The sequence below is a fragment of the Steroidobacter flavus genome (genome assembly GCF_042651805.1).
GTDB lineage: Bacteria > Pseudomonadota > Gammaproteobacteria > Steroidobacterales > Steroidobacteraceae > Steroidobacter > Steroidobacter flavus.
This window is the reverse complement of record NZ_JBHSDU010000001.1, coordinates 500,972-516,805: the sequence shown is the minus strand read 5'-3', so window position 1 is coordinate 516,805 and position 15,834 is coordinate 500,972. Positions and strand designations below refer to the sequence as shown.

Below are 15,834 nucleotides of genomic sequence, written 5' to 3'. Positions count from 1 at the left end.
ATGAGCAACGTCCAAGCGCTACTGGCCCTGCTGGGCATCGAGCATCCTATTATTCAGGCGCCCATGGCCGGCGTGTCGACGCCGGCATTGGCCGCGGCGGTGTCGAATAGCGGCGGTCTGGGATCGCTCGGGTTGGGCTCGAGTAACGTCGAGCAGTCGCGGGCTGCGATTCGGGCGACGCGGGCGCTCACGGCGCGGCCGTTCAACGCCAACTTGTTTTGTCATCGGCGTGCGACGCCGGACGCCGCGCGCGAGACGGCTTGGCTGGCGTATCTGCAGCCGCACTTTGCCGAGTTCGGCGCGCAACCGCCGCAGGCGCTGAAAGAAATCTACGAGACGTTTGTCGACAACGAAGCGATGCTGGCCATGCTGCTCGAGGAGCGGCCGGCGATCGTGAGTTTTCATTTCGGTTTGCCGGCGACGCCGTGGATCAAGCGATTCCGTGCAGCCGGGATCGTGACACTGGCCTGCGCGACGAATTCAGAAGAAGCGACGCTTTGCGAGCGCGCCGGCGTAGATGCGATCGTCGCACAGGGAGTGGAGGCGGGCGGTCATCGCGGCGTGTTCGATCCCGAGCGCGGTGACGATGGTATCGGCACATTCGCGCTGGTTCGAATGCTCACGAAACAGTGCGGTCTACCCATCATCGCCGCGGGCGGCATCATGGATGGACGAGGCATTGCCGCTGCAATGACGCTGGGTGCCTCCGGCGTGCAACTGGGGACGGCGTTCGTGCTCTGTCCGGAGTCGTCCGCGAATGCGGCCTATCGAGAGCAGATGAGGAGCGAGCGTGCGCGCCACACGCAAATCACGGCGGCCATTTCCGGACGCGGGGCGCGGGGCCTGCCGAATCGGATGTATGAATTGATTCGCGACGGTGCGCCGGCCCTACCTGACTATCCGATCGCCTACGATGCCGCGAAAGCCTTGCACGCGGCGGCCAGCGCGAAGGGCAATCACGAGTTCGCGGCTTACTGGGCCGGGCAGGGGGCGTCGCTGGCGCGCGAGTTGCCGGCGTCGGTCTTGATGAGCCAGCTGGTTCAAGAGTGGCGTGCGGCCTGCGGCGAATAATAGAATCGCCGGCTTCCGACCGGTTGATGAGAAGCGGATGACTGAAACGGCGCAGACTCCCGACCCACTCCGATGTCGCTTGTGTGACGGCGCGCTTGCGCCCCGTTTTTCGTTGCGAGTCCTCGAGAAGCACGACGTTGCCTATCTGCAATGTGAACAGTGCCAGTCGCTGCAGACCGAGCCGCCGTACTGGCTCGATGAGGCTTATCGCGACAACAATTTGTCGAATCTCGATACCGGCGCCGTGCAGCGGAATCTGCAGAATCTGGCGGCCTGCTGGTCGATGGCGAAGCTGCTCGGGTTGAAGAATGTGCTCGATATCGGCGGTGGCGACGGCTTGTTATGCCGCTTGTTGCGTGACTATGAGATCAATTGCTACGTGCACGATCGTTACGCGAAGCCGACGTACGCGCAGGGGTTCGAACATCCGGACTTCGCGACGCCCGAGTTGATCGTTGCGTTCGAAGTGCTGGAGCATTACCCGCAGCCTCGTGACGATCTGGACGCTCTATTCAAACAAGGGCCGAAGGCGGTGTTGGCCAGCACGGGCATCTACACCAATCAAGGCCAGGACTGGTGGTATCTCGCGCCGCAGGCCGGTCAGCACATCTTCTTTTATAGCCGCCGGGCGCTGGGTCAGGTCGCGCGCAAGTATGGCTATGACTTGCTGGTGAGCGGCGGTTATTTGTTATTTCTGCGCTCGGGAGTGTTTGGTGGCATGCGTCCGGCGCTCGCCAAGCTCATGCTCAAATCCAACGCGCGTCGCTGGACCAAGGCGTTGCTCGTCATGCGCTCGGCGAAAGGCGTGTGGAAAGACCACACCGAGCAAGTCGAGCAGAAGAAATCAGGCGCGCGTCGTTAGCTGAGCGCAGCTTCGGGCAACGGCTGCTCTCGCGGTCCTGCACTCGACTCGCGCTCGATGAGCGTGCACGGCAAGACTTTCTGAGTCCGTTTGTTTTCATCCGCCTCGCCGGCCATGGCTGCCGCATGAAGCATGCGAATCGCGCTTTGAGCCATCTCCGCAATGGGCTGGCGCGCGGTCGTGATCGCCGGCGAAACGATCGACGCGATGGGCGTGTCGTCGAAGCCGACGATGGTCAGGTCTTCGGGCACGTTGAGATGATGACGATGCGCGACTGAGATCGCCGCCGCGGCCATGTCGTCGTTACAAGCGATGATGGCGGTACAGGCGGCGGTCGACTTCAGCAGGCGCTCGGTGGCTTCGAGCCCCGATTGGAATGTGAAATAGCCTTGCTCGACCGGGCACTCCGCGATGCCGGCGGACGCCATGGCTCGCAAATGTCCCCGCAAGCGCTCGGCACCGCCTTTGGAGGCGGGATCGCCGGCGATGAAGCCGATGCGCCGATGACCGAGCTCGATGAGCCGCGCTGTCATGCGGCCGGCGATGTCGAAATGGTCGGCGGAGACGCTGAACGGATGAATCTCCAGATTGGCCGGCGAGATCGCGACCCAACGCGCTTTGGCTTCTCGCAGCAGCTCGAGCACATCGGGCGCGTCGCAGGCTGGCGAGGGCAGAAGAAAAGACGTCACGCCACTGCGCAGGAGCGATTCGATCTCGGAGGTGCGGTCATGGGAGTCGGCATCGGCGGTCAACGTGAGCTGCATGCCGAGCTTGCTCGATTCTTTCAGCGCGCCGGTCAACAGCTCGCTGAGAAAGGCCTGGCTGGGGTTTGAGTACACCAGACCGACTCGCGACGGGCCCGAGCCGGCCAGCGCACGAGCCGAAACATTCAGCCGGTAGTTGAGTTTCTTGACCGCGGCGAAGACGCGTTCTTGCAGAGGCGCACGCACGAGGTGTCCGCCACGCAAGACCCGGGACACGGTCATGCGAGAGACGCCGGCTTCGTCCGCCACATCGTCGATCGTGACTTCTTGTACCTGACGGCGAGGTCGCCGTTTGTCCTGCGTAGCCAGCGCTGTCTCCGCCTGAATTTGACCGCAGCGCGAGGATGCGCTGCGGCTCGGCGGGGCGTCAAGATTAGTAACTGAAGGTGATACCGGCGTGCGCCTGGTCGCCCTTGTCTTCGCCAGGCAGCGCATGAATCTGCCAGCCGTAAGCGAAGCGCAGCTCGCAGGACTGGCCGAACGACACGCGGCCGCCGAGGCCCGCGGAGCTCAACGTGGTCCGGTCGCGCTCGCCGGGCAGCAGGCGCTTGTTAGAGCCCTGGGCATAGTCATGGAACACCAGCGGTTGCACCCGGACGAACAATGAGCTGGCATTCATGACGGGCAACAACAATTCATTGCGGATCATGTAGCCGCCATCCGCGAAGCTGTCGTTCTCGCCGTAACCTCGCACTCCGTACGTGCCGGACAATGCCAGCTGTTCGGAGCCGAGCAGGTTGCCGCTCGCCACTTGCAACGACGCGCTCAAGTGCCAGCTGAAGTTGGCGGGCAAGCGGGTCAAGCGATCCAGATCGAGGCGTGCGTAGGAGTAATCGGACTCGGCGCCCCAACGGCTGATATCGAAGTACTCGGTTTTGTTTCGGCTGCCGAGCGAGCCGGGCGAATACGCGACGGTGGCGGCGAAGCCCGTCCGGCCGTAGTTGTCCTCCGAGCTCATGCGATAGCCGAGCACGGCTTGCACGATATCGGTGGTGTTGTCGGTGACCGGAATGCCGCCGAATTCCAGGTTGTTGTCGGAGCGCTTGAAGTCGGCGCCCGCGAGCAGCGATTGATTCCAGCCGCGCGCGTTGGGTTGCAACGGCGCTTCGTAGCGAAACGCGGTTTGCCACGACGTGCCCTGCGAATCGAAATCCACCGGCATGTCGGCATTGATCCGCGACCACGCGCCGCTGAACGTCAGCAGGTGATGCCACGGCAGCGGAATGACGTAGCTGGCCGAGTGGCCGATGGAGCGATCGAAATCGGTGCTGGTGGTCAGTTGATAGTTGAGCTGATGTCCCAAGCCGAACGCGTTACCCCAATTCACACCGACGCCGAGGCGCTCTTCGCCGGTGGTCGGCGAGCCGGTGTTGTCGGCATTGGCGTAGACCCGCAGCGGATAGCGCTCGTTGGCGCGAACGATCAGATTCGTGCCGCCGAAGGACTCACCCGGTGCCGCAACGATCGTGGCCGCGCGGAACGGATTGCGGTTGATCCAAGCGATGTTGGCGTCGAGCTGTGACTTCTGCAGCGGGTCGCCGGGATTCACGCCGAGCGCGGCGATGTATTGATCGTCGGCGAAATAGCGATTGCCTTCGACCTTGACGTGCTCGACGCGGCCCTCGACGACCAGGATGCGTAACACGCCGTCAGTGACTTCCTGACCGGGTACGTTCACGTTCACAAAGGGTTTGTCGTGGCCGGCGTAGTACAGGTTGACTGTCGTCAGCAAACGTTTCAGTCCGCTCTGTCGTAGCGGCTGGCCGAGATACGATTCGATGCGGCTACGGAATGTTTGATTGTCGAGCAGCGGCACGCGAGACGTATCCAAAGCCTCGGTGCCCACCTTCGCTTCGGTGAGCTGCCCGGGCTCGGTGATGAAGATCACTCCCTTCAGCTCGGCGAGCAGCACGGCCGAAGTCGCAGCGGGAGATTGCGTGTCACCGGCATTGGGCGTGGCGGGCGGCTCGACGGCCGGTACTGGTGCGGGTTGGATACGATTCAAATCCTGCGCGACGGACGTTGCGGACCAGCAGCCGAGGGCGGTGAGAAGAGCAAGATGTTTCATGGTTGTATTTGCTCAGCGACCTGCATCGATCTTCGCCTGCACCGCCGACGGAATCGGGGGCGGCACCGGGATGAGGCGTGACGGCAGCGGAACGACGACCGGCGGCGGTGTGGTCTGCGTCGGCGATCCTTGCAACATTTGCCGTTGGGCATCCAACTGGGCTTGCAGCGCCGGTGGCAGTGAGGGCGCCACGGGGACCACGATGGGCGGCGGCGCAGTCCGCGGCGCCTGGTAGCCGATGGGCGGCGTTGAGCTCGGCTGCGGATCCTTCTTGACCGGTGCCGACACCAGCGGCGGGATGATGGGCAGGGGTTCCGGTGCCTTCGGCAGCGCCGGGTTCTTGGTTTTCGGATCGTTGCCGGCGTTCAGCGCTGTATTGGCGACCTGCGTGACGATCGTGACAATCGCGTTGGTCATCTGCTGGATCGCCAGGTCTCGCATCTGCTGTGCGGCTTGCAGCACCTGGTCGAGCTGTTGATCCATGGCCTGCTTGCGATCGTCCAGCGACGCTTTCTGCGCATTCACCGCGTACTGGGTCAGGATGATGGCCAACTGTTGCTGGAACAGCGCCGGCGACTGATTCATCAACTGCGTGATTTCAGGCGGCAGCGAGCCCAGCTTCTGCACGAGTTGTTCAGCGGTGGGGGCGCCGGCGCCGGCGGATAGGCCTTGCAGGAAGGCCATCATCTGGGTCATGGCGTCATCGAGCTGATCGATTGCCTGCTGCGAGGGCTGCTTGGTGGGGTTGCTGTCGATGGCGGCTCGTTCCGCCAATTGTTGCAATTGGTCCGTCATGGCACTCGTCAGGGTGACGGAATTCGGCGTCGGCGCGGGGGGCGGGGACGGCAGCACGATCGGTACCGAGGGCGGAAGATTGAAGTTCTCCGGCGGACGATTGAGCTGCTCGAAGGAATTGCCACCCAGCGCGGTCTGGATGATTTGCGCAGGCGGCTCAGGCACAGGCTCGGGCGCGGGCGGCGGATCGACCGGATCGACCGGATCAACTGGTTCTTCTGGATCCGACGGGCCCGGGTCCTGCGGCGTGCTGCCGCTGTAATAAAAGCCGGTGCTGGCCGTCTCGGCGTGCCCGTCCGAATAGGAAACATTGTACTGAGCGGGACCTTCGAGCCCGCCGTTCTCGCCGGCGCTCGCGGCGTACACGCGTGTGCGCTCGAGCCCTGTCGAAGATGTGCCGAACACGTTGGCACCCGCGGTCGATTGGTTGCGGAACACGCCACCCGCCGCGACCAACGTGATATCGCCGCCCACCTGCGTTTGGAAAGCCTGCGACAACGTCAGATCGCCCGCGGTACGCACGAGGAAGTTGCCGTCGGTGGAGTAGGCGATGCCGCCGACATTGCTCGTGGTCAAGGTCAGGCCATCGGCGCTGTCGACGATATTCACTTCGCCGCTTTGAGGGCGCAGATCGCGAGAGAAGGTGATGGCGCCGAGTTGGTTCTGCTCGTTGGCGAGCGAGATGCGGCCGCCGATGTCGTAGAGCGTGACGTTCTGCGCGACGACGCGATTGGTGAGATTCACGTCGTTCGCTGCTGACAGCCACAGATTGCGAGCCGTGAGGCTCGCGGGCTCGAGGGCCGTTACGTCGCCATTGAGCGAGGTCAAATGCAACGAGCCGTTGCTGGCTTCGATGGCTTCATTGACTCCGATATCGCCGTCGGCCTGCAACGTGAGTCGTGTGGCGCTCTGCCAGCTGATAGGAGCGTTCACGTTGATGGAACGATCCGTCCGGTTCGCCGCGAGCGTCACATTGCCGTAGTTCAGCTGCGTCGCGAGTGCATCCACGTCGATCACATTGCTGAGGTCTGCGGCAATGGTCAGGTTCGCATAGAGGCTCTCGATGTTGACCGAGCCGAAGCGGGGCTCGTTGTCATAGGACCGCAGGTCGGCGAGACCCGTATACTCGATGGCTTCGCCGGAGAGAATGTTGAAGACGCCCTGCGATGCTCCGCCGCGAGCGTGCAACTGGCCATGGAAATAGACACCGGCGCCAGTGAGATCGATGTTGCCTGCGTCGCCCGAGCCCGAGTTGGCTTCGATGCTGGCGCCTTCGTTGACGTGCACAGAGTCGGTCTCTGACTGCGAGCCAATGAACACGCCGCCAGCGTTGCCACTGCCACCGGACACGATCAACTGAGCACCGTCGTCCAGCGTGATGTGAGACGAATCGATGTTGATGCTGCCGCCGGTGGAAGTAGAGGAGGCGTCGAGCGTACCGCTCACGTTGACTTCGCTGCCGGCACCCAGGGTGGAGTCGAGGTGAATACCGCCGCCGCTGCCGTCACTGTTTTTAGCGGTGAGGGTGCCGGCAACGTCGATCAGACCGGTGTCCGTTGTGAGATAGATGCGGCCCGCGCGATTCTGCACGCCGGTCGCGATGATCTGGCCGCCGACGTTGACGGCGAGCGCATAAGGATTGCCACCAGCGGCTTGCAACTCGGCCTGCGCCGCACTGAGGACGCCCGTGTGATCGATGAGCGTGGCTTGAGTGGAGACGCCATCGACTCGCACCAGCAGTCGCTCGGATCCGGGCGCGGCCAGCATGACTTCATCGCCGGCGGCGAGCGCGATGATGCCTTCAGACGCGGTAATCGTGCCGGTGTTGAGCACTCGCTTGCCAATGAGAGCAACGTCGCCATCCGCGGCCTGGATCGTGCCGAGGTTATGCACCTCGCCCGAACCGACGCCGACGAAGGTGAGATCGCCATCGTCCATGAAGTCTGCGTTGGTGATGTCGCGCGTACTGGCGATGAAGCTCTGGGTCTGCACGCTGCCGGTCGCACCGATGATCACGCCGTTCGGATTGATCAGATACAGGCGACCATTCGATTCGAGCCGGCCGTCGATCTGCGACAGCGTTCCGCCCATGACGCGGTTCAAGACCGCCTGGTTGGCGCTGTCCATGACGAAGCGGGTCAGTTCGCCGCTACCGATGGAGAAGGAATCCCAGTTCAGGATGGTTCGACCGGTGGTGGTGACGGTGAGCTCGGAACCGTTCGTGGTCACGACCGCGTTGCCTTGGACCACGCTCGAGTTCTGAGGATTGGCGAGTGCCGCGCTGGAAAAGCCAGCGACCACAAAGGTGGTGAGCACGCAGTTGAGCGGGCGCTTCGGGGCAGCCGTGCGCCGCTTGTTCTTTAGGGTCGTCATCGACACCGCAACCTGTTATCGCAACAGGTGTCCTGAGCCAACAAGGGGCTGCCTTTTTAACGCGGTGCGCAATTCCGCCGGTGAGCACTCGCTCACATCCCGGCGACGAGAGACCCGCAGATTATGAAAATTGCGAGTATCCCTGCATGCGGCGAGGTGACTTAATGTCCGGCGGCGGCCTTGGTGGCGCTCAGGAATTGCTCGGCGGCTTCCCGGCCCATGTATTTATAGAGCTCGCGCTGCTCGACGCGGGTGAGGTCGACGACGATCATGCCGTCGACCACATCGCTGAAGTTGGCGTCGACATTGAAGCCGACCACGCGGGCGCCGAGCTTCAGATACTGACGCAGCAGGACCGGCACGCCCTTGCCATCCGGCTCGATCTTTTCCATCAATTGCGACAGGCCGTCGAGATCGCCAAGCCCGGCGAGATCGCCGCTCAGCGCGGCCAGCGAGTGCGTGCGACGGAACGGCCGTCGCGGCTTGATCAGCTGCGCCAGCTGATTATCGAAGCAACGACGCTTGATGAAGTCCACCAGCAGGGCCTGCGAGTGCGGACGGTACTCGGCACTCATACTCACTGGCCCGATCAGCACGTTGTAGCGCGGATGGCGCACGACGTATTGAGCGATACCTTTCCATAGCAGGAGCAGGGCGCCGAAGTTGCGCTGATGCTCGGGCACGATGAAGGAACGTCCCAGTTCCAGCGCGTTGCCCACGGCCCGCAGGAACGGCGCGCCGTAAGAAAACAAAGAGTGCGTATAGAGTCCGCGGCGGCCATGCTTGGCCAGAATCTCGTCCACGTGACCGATCCGGTACGCGCCGATGATCGTGCGCTTCTGCGTGTCCCACGAGAACATATGGACGTAGTGATCGTCGTACTTGTCGAGATCGCGACTGCGGCCAGTGCCTTCGTCGACGGCACGGAACGCAATTTCGCGCAGCCGGCCGATCTCACGCAGCGTCCAGGGAATCTGCTCGCCGCGAGCAAACATCACCTGCGTGCCCTGCGTCGAGGCGAGCACGTTCTCGGGCGGCAGATTGTTGATCTCCGCTTCCAGCAAGGCGTTTGCGACCGGCTCGGCGGTGGGCTCGGGGGTGCGAGCGACACGACGCTGCACGGTGCGATGGGCTTCCAATGCATACGTGCTCAATCGCAACGAGCGGGCGAGCGCCACATCGTCGGCCTCACCGGCCAGGGTACTGGCTTTGATGGCCCGACCCACAGTGACCGGAATCACGTGATTGCGCTTGTTCAGGAACTCGTGGGTCAGCATCACCGTGCGCATGCGCGGGTGAAGCAGTCCCAGCGTTTGAAAGATCGAGCTGTTGCCGCCGCCGAAGTGCAGCGGGATGACCGGGCACTCGCACTTGCGCAGGAAACGCGCAGCCGTCGTGCTCCATGGCGGATCGCAAACGCGTCCGGCAGAAAGATGCAGATGAGATACGACGCCGGCAGGAAACAAAATGATCAAGCCACCGTCATGAACATGCCGGAGCGCGGCGCGCATGCCACGGACGTTGGCCTGGGCGGCGCGCGAGCCGCCGAAGACGTCGACTGGGATGATCGCGTCGCTCAGCTCGGGGATTCGTTGCAGCAGCTGATTGCCGAGCAACTTGCTGTCGGAGCGCAGGCTGAGCAGCAGCTGGATCAGATACAGCCCTTCGAGGCCGCCGTACGGATGGTTCGCGACGATTGCGACCGGGCCGGTCTTGGGAATCGCCTCGAGCCGCGCGGGATCCAGCTCGAAACGAACCTGCAATATTTCGAGCGCTTCGCGCGCGAACTGTTCGGGCGACAGATCGCGTCCGGCGAGCTGGCGATGAATATTCGCCAGTCGCTGAAACGCGAGCGCACGCTCGGCGACATTCAGAATGAGAGGACCGACCGCGGGAACGCGCTTCAACGGTCCAGTGAGTTCGAACGGTGACGCGGAGATCGGCATCGATCCTCAAGCTCACGCCTTTGATGGGCGCGTAACTTAGTCGGCAAAGATGACAATCGCGTTGCGTTTGCGCGCGGTGGGCGAAATATGCGACGGCCGGCACAGGATCGTGCCCGGGCCGATATACGGTCGGGTCAGCTCTGACCGAAAGATGTTTGCTTGAGCGGTTGCTTGACGAAGGTTTTCGAGTACGGCACCGGGTTGGTCGGGATGCCGCCGCCATCGTCGTCGGTGGCGATCATTCTGACTCTGAGATCGGCATAGGTCTTCACCAGCGAAGCGCGCACCGTGTCGATGTTGGTGTCCATGAGCGCGGCGATCTCGCTATGTTTCTTGCCGAGCTTGAAGTAGCGCAGGATCTGATAATCGCGCTCCGGCAATTCCCGCAGATAACGCTCCATCGTCGCTTCCTCGAACGGGCGCGACTGAAATCCCAGCTTGGCGAGCTCGGCGACGGCGCGATCGATGATGGGCCGGGCATCGACGTCGTCGGACTCGGTGACCGAAAGCTTGCGCAGATCGGCGGCGGTACGGTCCAGGATGCGACTGACCGCATCGTTGGGAAGTCCGAGGTCCCGGGCGAGCCGGGCGCTGGCGATGGATTCGGGTCCGCGTTGCCAGCCGAAGCGCTCCAGCCAGTGAAGCATCTTGCGACGCAGCGACCTCATCTCTTCTTCGATTGCCTGCATCATTGGCTTGGCCTGAGGTATATGACGCCAAAACGTAACTTAGAGGATTTCGGCAGTATTGCACAATACGCAGGGAAGGCGTCCGATTCGCCCGTTTCACTGAAAAACCAGCGATTTGAAGTAAGGGAAGCTGGTGGAAGTACTGATGGGAGGTTCATCGCAGCAGATAAGCAATCGCGGCTTCGTGCGCGGCCAATGTTTTCTGTGCGCGTGTCGGATACTTGTGCGATGAATATATTCGAGACGGCCGATCAGCTGCGGCGCCTGGGAGTCACACGCGGTGGCGTGTTACTTGTGCATACGTCGTTTCGTGCGGTTCGTCCGATCGAGCGTGGCCCGCTCGGTTTGATAGATGCTTTGTGCGATGTATTGGGTCCCGAGGGCACATTGGTGATGCCGTCGTGGACCGAGTTGGATGACGAACCGTTCGATGCGCGCACGACGCCTAGCGCTAAGGATCTCGGTGTCGTCGCGCAAACATTCTGGCGATTGCCGGGCGTTCGTCGCAGCGATCATTTCCATGCGTTCGCGGCGCTCGGCCCGCAGGCGGAAGTCATCACCGCCGATCCCTTGCCGTTGCCTCCACACATTCCAGCGAGCCCGGTGGGTCGCGTGCACGATCTGGACGGTCAGGTGTTGTTACTTGGCGTAGGTCACGACGCAAACACCACGTTGCATCTGGCGGAGCTCATCGCCGGCGTTCCCTATCGAACGCCGAGCTATTGCACGGTGCTCGAGCACGGCCGGCCGACTCGTATCGACTACGGCGAGAACAATCACTGTTGTGTGCGCTTCGCGCTGGCAGACGATTGGCTGCGGGCCCGGCAGTTACAGGCGGAAGGGCGAGTAGGGCAGGCGCACGCCCGTCTCGTCAGATCGCGCGACCTGGTTAGTGTCGCGCTCGAATATCTATCCAGGGACCCGCTGTTATTTCTTCATCCCGTCGGCGCGGGATGCGAGGAGTGCGATGAAGCTCGTCAAACGGTCGGCATGGCCCCTTTCATCAAGAACACCGGTTGATTGGCGGCTTTCGACGAGACGCTGATCCATTGCCACGAATCGATGCTCGGCGGCAGCTCGGCCCCGGTGTCGTCGATCAGCTCGCAGCCGCTGCTGTGATGACTCACGCTTTGCGCCGCCGCGTCCGCCGACGGAAACGAGCCGACGAAATCGTCGTTGAGCCACAACTCGCAACTCATGGTGTCGTCGGCGGCGGCTCGGATGGTCAGCGTGCCCGCGGGAATGACAGTGGCGTACATGAGAACCTCCGTCCGCTTATTCGCTGTTGTGAGAGGTTCAAACCATATGCCTGCCGGCGGCCGTTTTACAATCGGTTTTCCGTAGGAGATCGGCGACAATTGTTGTCAGCGCGTCAACGCAACAGGTCAGACGCGCTCGCGAGCGGCCAGGAATAACCTAAGTTATAGCCGGACGAAGTGTGAGATTACGCGGGCTTAGCGGACGATGCGCGGCTGTGTCTCAACTCCAGCCGCCGCATGTCATTGCTGTTGCGTATACGCGCCATTGGAGCAAATGACGCGTTTTCGCCAGCTTACTTCTTGCCGTTCTTGCCCTTGGGCTCGTCCTTGGCTTCTTCGGTCAGGCTCTTGTCGAGCTCGGGCAGCGCCGGCAGGTCCTTCTCGTCCGTCAGCAACGGCTTGAGCTGCTCGTGCAGCTTGCTCGCCAGGGCATGCGTCTCGGTGTACGCGGTCACCAGCTTGGCGTTCTTGTCGTTGGCCTTGGTGAGCTGCTCGTCGGTCTGCTGCTTTTCCTTGCGCAGCGTCGCCATGTTGGATTCGGCCTGACGGCGGCCATCGGCCTCGTCCTGCTTCTCCTTGCGCAGCGCCTTGAGCTTCTTCACCACGTTCTCGGGCGTGTCCGCCAATGCGGCGTTGATGGCCTTGACCGTCTTGTCCTTCTCGGACACGACGCTCTTCATCTGCTGCATTTCTTTAGTGAAGTTGGCGCGCTCGATCTCGATCTGCCGAGTGGCGTTCTCCTGCGCGACGCGGATTTCCTGCGAGGCGGCTTCGGCCACAGCGCGGGCCTTCTCGGCGACCTGCAGCTTCCTCTCCATCTCGGCGATCGCCAGTTTGGCGTCCTGACGGGCGACGGCGACGCTCGTGTCGGCCTCGGCGATCTTCTTGATGACTGCGTCAAGCGCTACTTTGAGTTCATCCTGAGAGCAGTTGGGATCCAGCTTCAAGGCATCGGTCGCCGACCGCATCAAAATCTGCTTGCTGATCGCAAGCTCTTTCCAAACTTTCAACTGCAGCTCAAGTTGCGCTTGTTCCACATTCACTTCCTGGGGTTGGTTACGGGGAGTAGACAAAACGTTAGCTCGCCATTGAGGCCAATAATTGGACAGATCAGGCAGAGGGAGTTTTTCGGGGCGCGGATTGTATGCCAAAACGCGGCCGCTGGGGCCGCCTCTAACACGGGTTTCACCGTGAAATTCGCTCAATCGGGGCTCAGATTCGGACTCAATTCGCTTCCAGTTCGCCTCAAACGGCCGGCACGGATGTAGCCGCACTGCCTCGGGGCGCTCCCCAAAAGTGGGGCGGGGCCTGAAAAATCCAAGGCTTAGGCGAAAAAATTATTGTCCGTGGGGCGCTCGCACCGGTGCGCGAGCCGCAACCCCTGGGTCGGCAGAATCCGTTGGACCTTGAGCTCACGCCGTGAGCGCTCCGGCGATCTGAACCCGGTTCCGACCTGACCTTTTTGCATCATAGACGGCCTCATCCGCGCGAGCGATGAGGTGCTCGCCCCAGACGCCGAGGGTGTCGCTCGTTGCCACTCCGATGCTACAGGTCACCCGGATCGGGTCGCCGAAGCCCTCGACCCGCACGTCGGCGACCCGATGACGGATGCGCTCGGCGATGGGGCCGGCGGCCGCGATGTCGGCGCTGCTCAAAATGACCACGAACTCCTCGCCGCCATACCGACCGATGACATCCGACTGACGCAGCTCGGCGTGGATGGGATCGATGATGGCGCGCAGACAGGCATCGCCGGCCTGGTGCCCGCGGGTGTCGTTGATCTCCTTGAAGTGATCGAGATCGATGAACAACAGCGCGATCGGCAGGCCGCGCGCCCGTGCGCGCAGGCAGGCCGCTTCGAGTCGTTCCACCAGCGAGCGTCGATTCAGCACGCCGGTGAGCGGATCGGTCTGCGCCCGCTTTTCAGCATCCGACAGCGCGAGCCGCTGATCGCGCAGCCGATCCGCCACGCCGAGTGCGATCAGCACAGCGGCGGCGACCATCGACAACGGCAGGCCGTAATACAGCAGGCCTTCGGCGCCTTCGGGGTCGGTGAGCAGCAGTCGAATGGCGGTCGCGATGGTGAAGCCTTCGAGCAATCCCCAGGCGATCAGGAACCAGCCCGCGGCCCGGTTGTTTCGCTGCCAGGCCAGGAAGGCGACGACCAGGGTGAAGATCGCCGAGCCCAGGAACACCAGGTTGCCGATCGCCGCCACCACACCGCCCAGACCGATGTGTTGAGCGAGATTGGCGAATGCCAGCACCACGAACGTGCCGGCCATCCAGCCGAAGATCGAATAGACCTTGGGCGAATAGAGCCGCAACTCGGCGATCTCACGTACAAATAGACACGCGGCCGCGCCGCTCAGCGCGGCCGTGACATTCCATGTGTAAGACATAACCGAGGCGCCCAGCTCGAGCACCGGCCATTCGAAGCCCTGGCCGGAGAGATAGGCGACATATAACGCCTGCAAAGAGAACAGCGTCGCGTAAAACAGCAGCAGCCGATCGGAGAGCACCAGCCAGATCAGTAACGACGAGAATGCCATCGCCATCAAGGCGCCGAAGGCGAGGGCGATCATGCGTGCGTGCTCGGCGCCGGTCGCGAGTGTTTGTTCGAGCGTGGAGACCGAGAACATCAGTCCTTCCCAGCCCTGGCCTTGCGGATCGATGTGAACGTACAGCAGCTGACCTTCGGTCAGCCGATCGGGCAGGGCGAACACCTGCTGATGCATGCCACGGAAGCCCGGCAGATAAGTCGCTGTTCGCAGCGGCACCGTGTGGCCGCCCTCGACGGTGTAGGCCTGGATTTGTAGATGCCGGCTCTTGCTGATGTTGAGCGTCGGGACGGCGCCGGGCGTGGAGTTTTCTTCGGCGCGAAGTCGTAGCCAGAACGCACCGTCGCGCTTGCGAGCGGCGGCGGGATCGAAAGGTTGGAAGCGCGGGTCGAGCGTGCCGCCGGTCAATTCGTCGATGCTGACATCGCCCGTGGTCGGGTCGAGCAGGTCGACTCGCAGGCCGGTGCCGCTCGCGACGACCGTAGCCGCAGCGCTGCCCGAAGACGGCAGGGCCAGCAGGCAGGCGCCCAGCGCCAGCAGCCACGTGGCCAACCATTCACGCACGATTTGCCTCCCCAGCCCGATGACGTCCCAACGGCGCCGGTACGGCCGGCTTCCCCCCGCAGGGAACGGCGCGAAGCTTAACATGGGATACACCGGCAATATTTGGGGACGCATAACGATTTGTATCGGGCATCCAAACCGGTGCGGGCGCCGAACCTTCCGTTCAGGTTGCCCCATCTTGGTTATGACAATGCGCTGGATCGGTAAGATTTTCGGACGCGGCCTCGTGGCGGCGTTGCTCGCGGCGGGGGCGATGCCCGCGTCGGCCAATCAGACCTGGGACTTCCGGGTGTTCCTGGATCAGAAGGAGATCGGCACGCACCGCTTCGATCTGGTCGAGCGCGATGGCGGGCGCGAGCTCACGAGCGAGGCGCGCATGGCGGTCAAGCTGCTGTTCGTGACTGCGTACACGTACGACCATCACGACGTAGAACATTGGAATGGCGATTGCGTGACGAAACTGTCGTCGACCACCGATGACAACGGCGAGAAACATCGCGTCGACGTGCAGCGTCGGGACGGCGAGACGGTCGTGCAGACGCTCGAAGGCACGCAGCGACTGAGCGAGTGCGTGCTCACGTTTGCTTACTGGAATCCCGCGATGTTGCAGCAGACGGAGCTGCTCAACTCACAGGATGGCGAGTGGGTGAAGGTCAAGATCACCGATGCTGGCGTCGACGCCATCGATGTGCGCGGCGTGAAGACGCCGGCGCGCCGCTACGAGCTGCGCAGCGAGAAGCTGTCGATCGATCTGTGGTATTCGGAGAAACAGGAATGGCTGGCGCTGGAGTCGAGGACCAAGCGCGGCCAGAAGCTGATCTATAAGTTGAAATGAGCCCATCCCGAAGCTCGGTCGGCGCCGCGAGCTGACGATCGTGCGGGGGG

At 62.7% G+C, this 15,834-nt stretch carries 12 protein-coding genes; 4 read left to right on the top strand and 8 right to left on the bottom strand.

What is annotated here, in order from left to right; genetic code table 11:
- Positions 1–1,071 carry an NAD(P)H-dependent flavin oxidoreductase gene (locus tag ACFPN2_RS02095; protein WP_380594486.1) on the top strand — a complete coding sequence of 357 codons (1,071 nt, stop codon included), beginning with the start codon at positions 1–3 and terminating at the stop codon, positions 1,069–1,071.
- A gap of 37 nt (positions 1,072–1,108) precedes the next feature.
- Complete coding sequence (locus tag ACFPN2_RS02090; RefSeq protein ID WP_380594485.1) at positions 1,109–1,933, top strand: class I SAM-dependent methyltransferase; 825 nt, start codon at positions 1,109–1,111, stop codon at positions 1,931–1,933.
- On the opposite strand, the gene ACFPN2_RS02085 is transcribed toward ACFPN2_RS02090, so the two are convergent.
- From ACFPN2_RS02085 to ACFPN2_RS02065, 5 genes are all read right to left on the bottom strand, one after another.
- Positions 1,930–2,946 (bottom strand): LacI family DNA-binding transcriptional regulator, encoded by a 1,017-nt coding sequence (locus tag ACFPN2_RS02085; RefSeq protein WP_380594483.1) that lies wholly within the window; start codon positions 2,944–2,946, stop codon positions 1,930–1,932. The genes ACFPN2_RS02090 and ACFPN2_RS02085 overlap by 4 nt on opposite strands.
- 124 nt (positions 2,947–3,070) lie before the next feature.
- The gene (locus ACFPN2_RS02080) at positions 3,071–4,765 is read right to left on the bottom strand and encodes a ShlB/FhaC/HecB family hemolysin secretion/activation protein (RefSeq protein WP_380594481.1); all 1,695 of its coding nucleotides are present in this window, start codon (positions 4,763–4,765) and stop codon (positions 3,071–3,073) included.
- A 12-nt stretch (positions 4,766–4,777) separates the two neighbouring features.
- Positions 4,778–7,933, bottom strand: a complete 3,156-nt coding sequence (locus ACFPN2_RS02075) for a two-partner secretion domain-containing protein (protein WP_380594479.1) — start codon at positions 7,931–7,933, stop codon at positions 4,778–4,780.
- A gap of 161 nt (positions 7,934–8,094) precedes the next feature.
- Positions 8,095–9,879, bottom strand: a complete 1,785-nt coding sequence (locus tag ACFPN2_RS02070; protein WP_380594477.1) for a lysophospholipid acyltransferase family protein — start codon at positions 9,877–9,879, stop codon at positions 8,095–8,097.
- 134 nt (positions 9,880–10,013) lie between these two features.
- Complete coding sequence (locus ACFPN2_RS02065; RefSeq protein ID WP_380594475.1) at positions 10,014–10,571, bottom strand: sigma-70 RNA polymerase sigma factor region 4 domain-containing protein; 558 nt, start codon at positions 10,569–10,571, stop codon at positions 10,014–10,016.
- 225 nt (positions 10,572–10,796) lie between these two features.
- Between ACFPN2_RS02065 and aac(3)-IV the strand changes: the two genes are divergently transcribed.
- Positions 10,797–11,588, top strand: coding sequence for an AAC(3)-IV family aminoglycoside N-acetyltransferase (gene aac(3)-IV / locus ACFPN2_RS02060; protein WP_380594473.1), 792 nt, complete (start codon positions 10,797–10,799; stop codon positions 11,586–11,588).
- On the opposite strand, the gene ACFPN2_RS02055 is transcribed toward aac(3)-IV, so the two are convergent.
- The 3 genes from ACFPN2_RS02055 to ACFPN2_RS02045 all read right to left on the bottom strand — a co-directional run bounded on the left by ACFPN2_RS02055 (position 11,546) and on the right by ACFPN2_RS02045 (position 14,949).
- On the bottom strand, positions 11,546–11,827 hold the full coding sequence (locus ACFPN2_RS02055) for a hypothetical protein (RefSeq protein ID WP_380594471.1): 282 nt from the start codon (positions 11,825–11,827) through the stop codon (positions 11,546–11,548). The genes aac(3)-IV and ACFPN2_RS02055 overlap by 43 nt on opposite strands.
- Before the next feature lie 293 nt (positions 11,828–12,120).
- On the bottom strand, positions 12,121–12,864 hold the full coding sequence (locus tag ACFPN2_RS02050) for a hypothetical protein (RefSeq protein WP_380594469.1): 744 nt from the start codon (positions 12,862–12,864) through the stop codon (positions 12,121–12,123).
- A gap of 375 nt (positions 12,865–13,239) precedes the next feature.
- Positions 13,240–14,949, bottom strand: a complete 1,710-nt coding sequence (locus ACFPN2_RS02045) for a sensor domain-containing diguanylate cyclase (protein WP_380594467.1) — start codon at positions 14,947–14,949, stop codon at positions 13,240–13,242.
- Between the two features lie 190 nt (positions 14,950–15,139).
- Between ACFPN2_RS02045 and ACFPN2_RS02040 the strand changes: the two genes are divergently transcribed.
- Positions 15,140–15,784, top strand: coding sequence for a DUF6134 family protein (locus tag ACFPN2_RS02040; RefSeq protein ID WP_380594465.1), 645 nt, complete (start codon positions 15,140–15,142; stop codon positions 15,782–15,784).
- The last annotated feature ends 50 nt before the right edge of the window (positions 15,785–15,834 follow it).

Coding starts and splice junctions, on each gene's coding strand:
- ACFPN2_RS02095 (WP_380594486.1), top strand. CDS start 1: ATGAGCAACGTCCAAGCGCTACTGGCCCTGCTGGGCATCGAGCATCCT.
- ACFPN2_RS02090 (WP_380594485.1), top strand. CDS start 1,109: ATGACTGAAACGGCGCAGACTCCCGACCCACTCCGATGTCGCTTGTGT.
- ACFPN2_RS02080 (WP_380594481.1), bottom strand. CDS start 4,765: ATGAAACATCTTGCTCTTCTCACCGCCCTCGGCTGCTGGTCCGCAACG.
- ACFPN2_RS02075 (WP_380594479.1), bottom strand. CDS start 7,933: ATGACGACCCTAAAGAACAAGCGGCGCACGGCTGCCCCGAAGCGCCCG.
- ACFPN2_RS02070 (WP_380594477.1), bottom strand. CDS start 9,879: ATGCCGATCTCCGCGTCACCGTTCGAACTCACTGGACCGTTGAAGCGC.
- ACFPN2_RS02065 (WP_380594475.1), bottom strand. CDS start 10,571: ATGATGCAGGCAATCGAAGAAGAGATGAGGTCGCTGCGTCGCAAGATG.
- ACFPN2_RS02055 (WP_380594471.1), bottom strand. CDS start 11,827: ATGTACGCCACTGTCATTCCCGCGGGCACGCTGACCATCCGAGCCGCC.
- ACFPN2_RS02040 (WP_380594465.1), top strand. CDS start 15,140: ATGCGCTGGATCGGTAAGATTTTCGGACGCGGCCTCGTGGCGGCGTTG.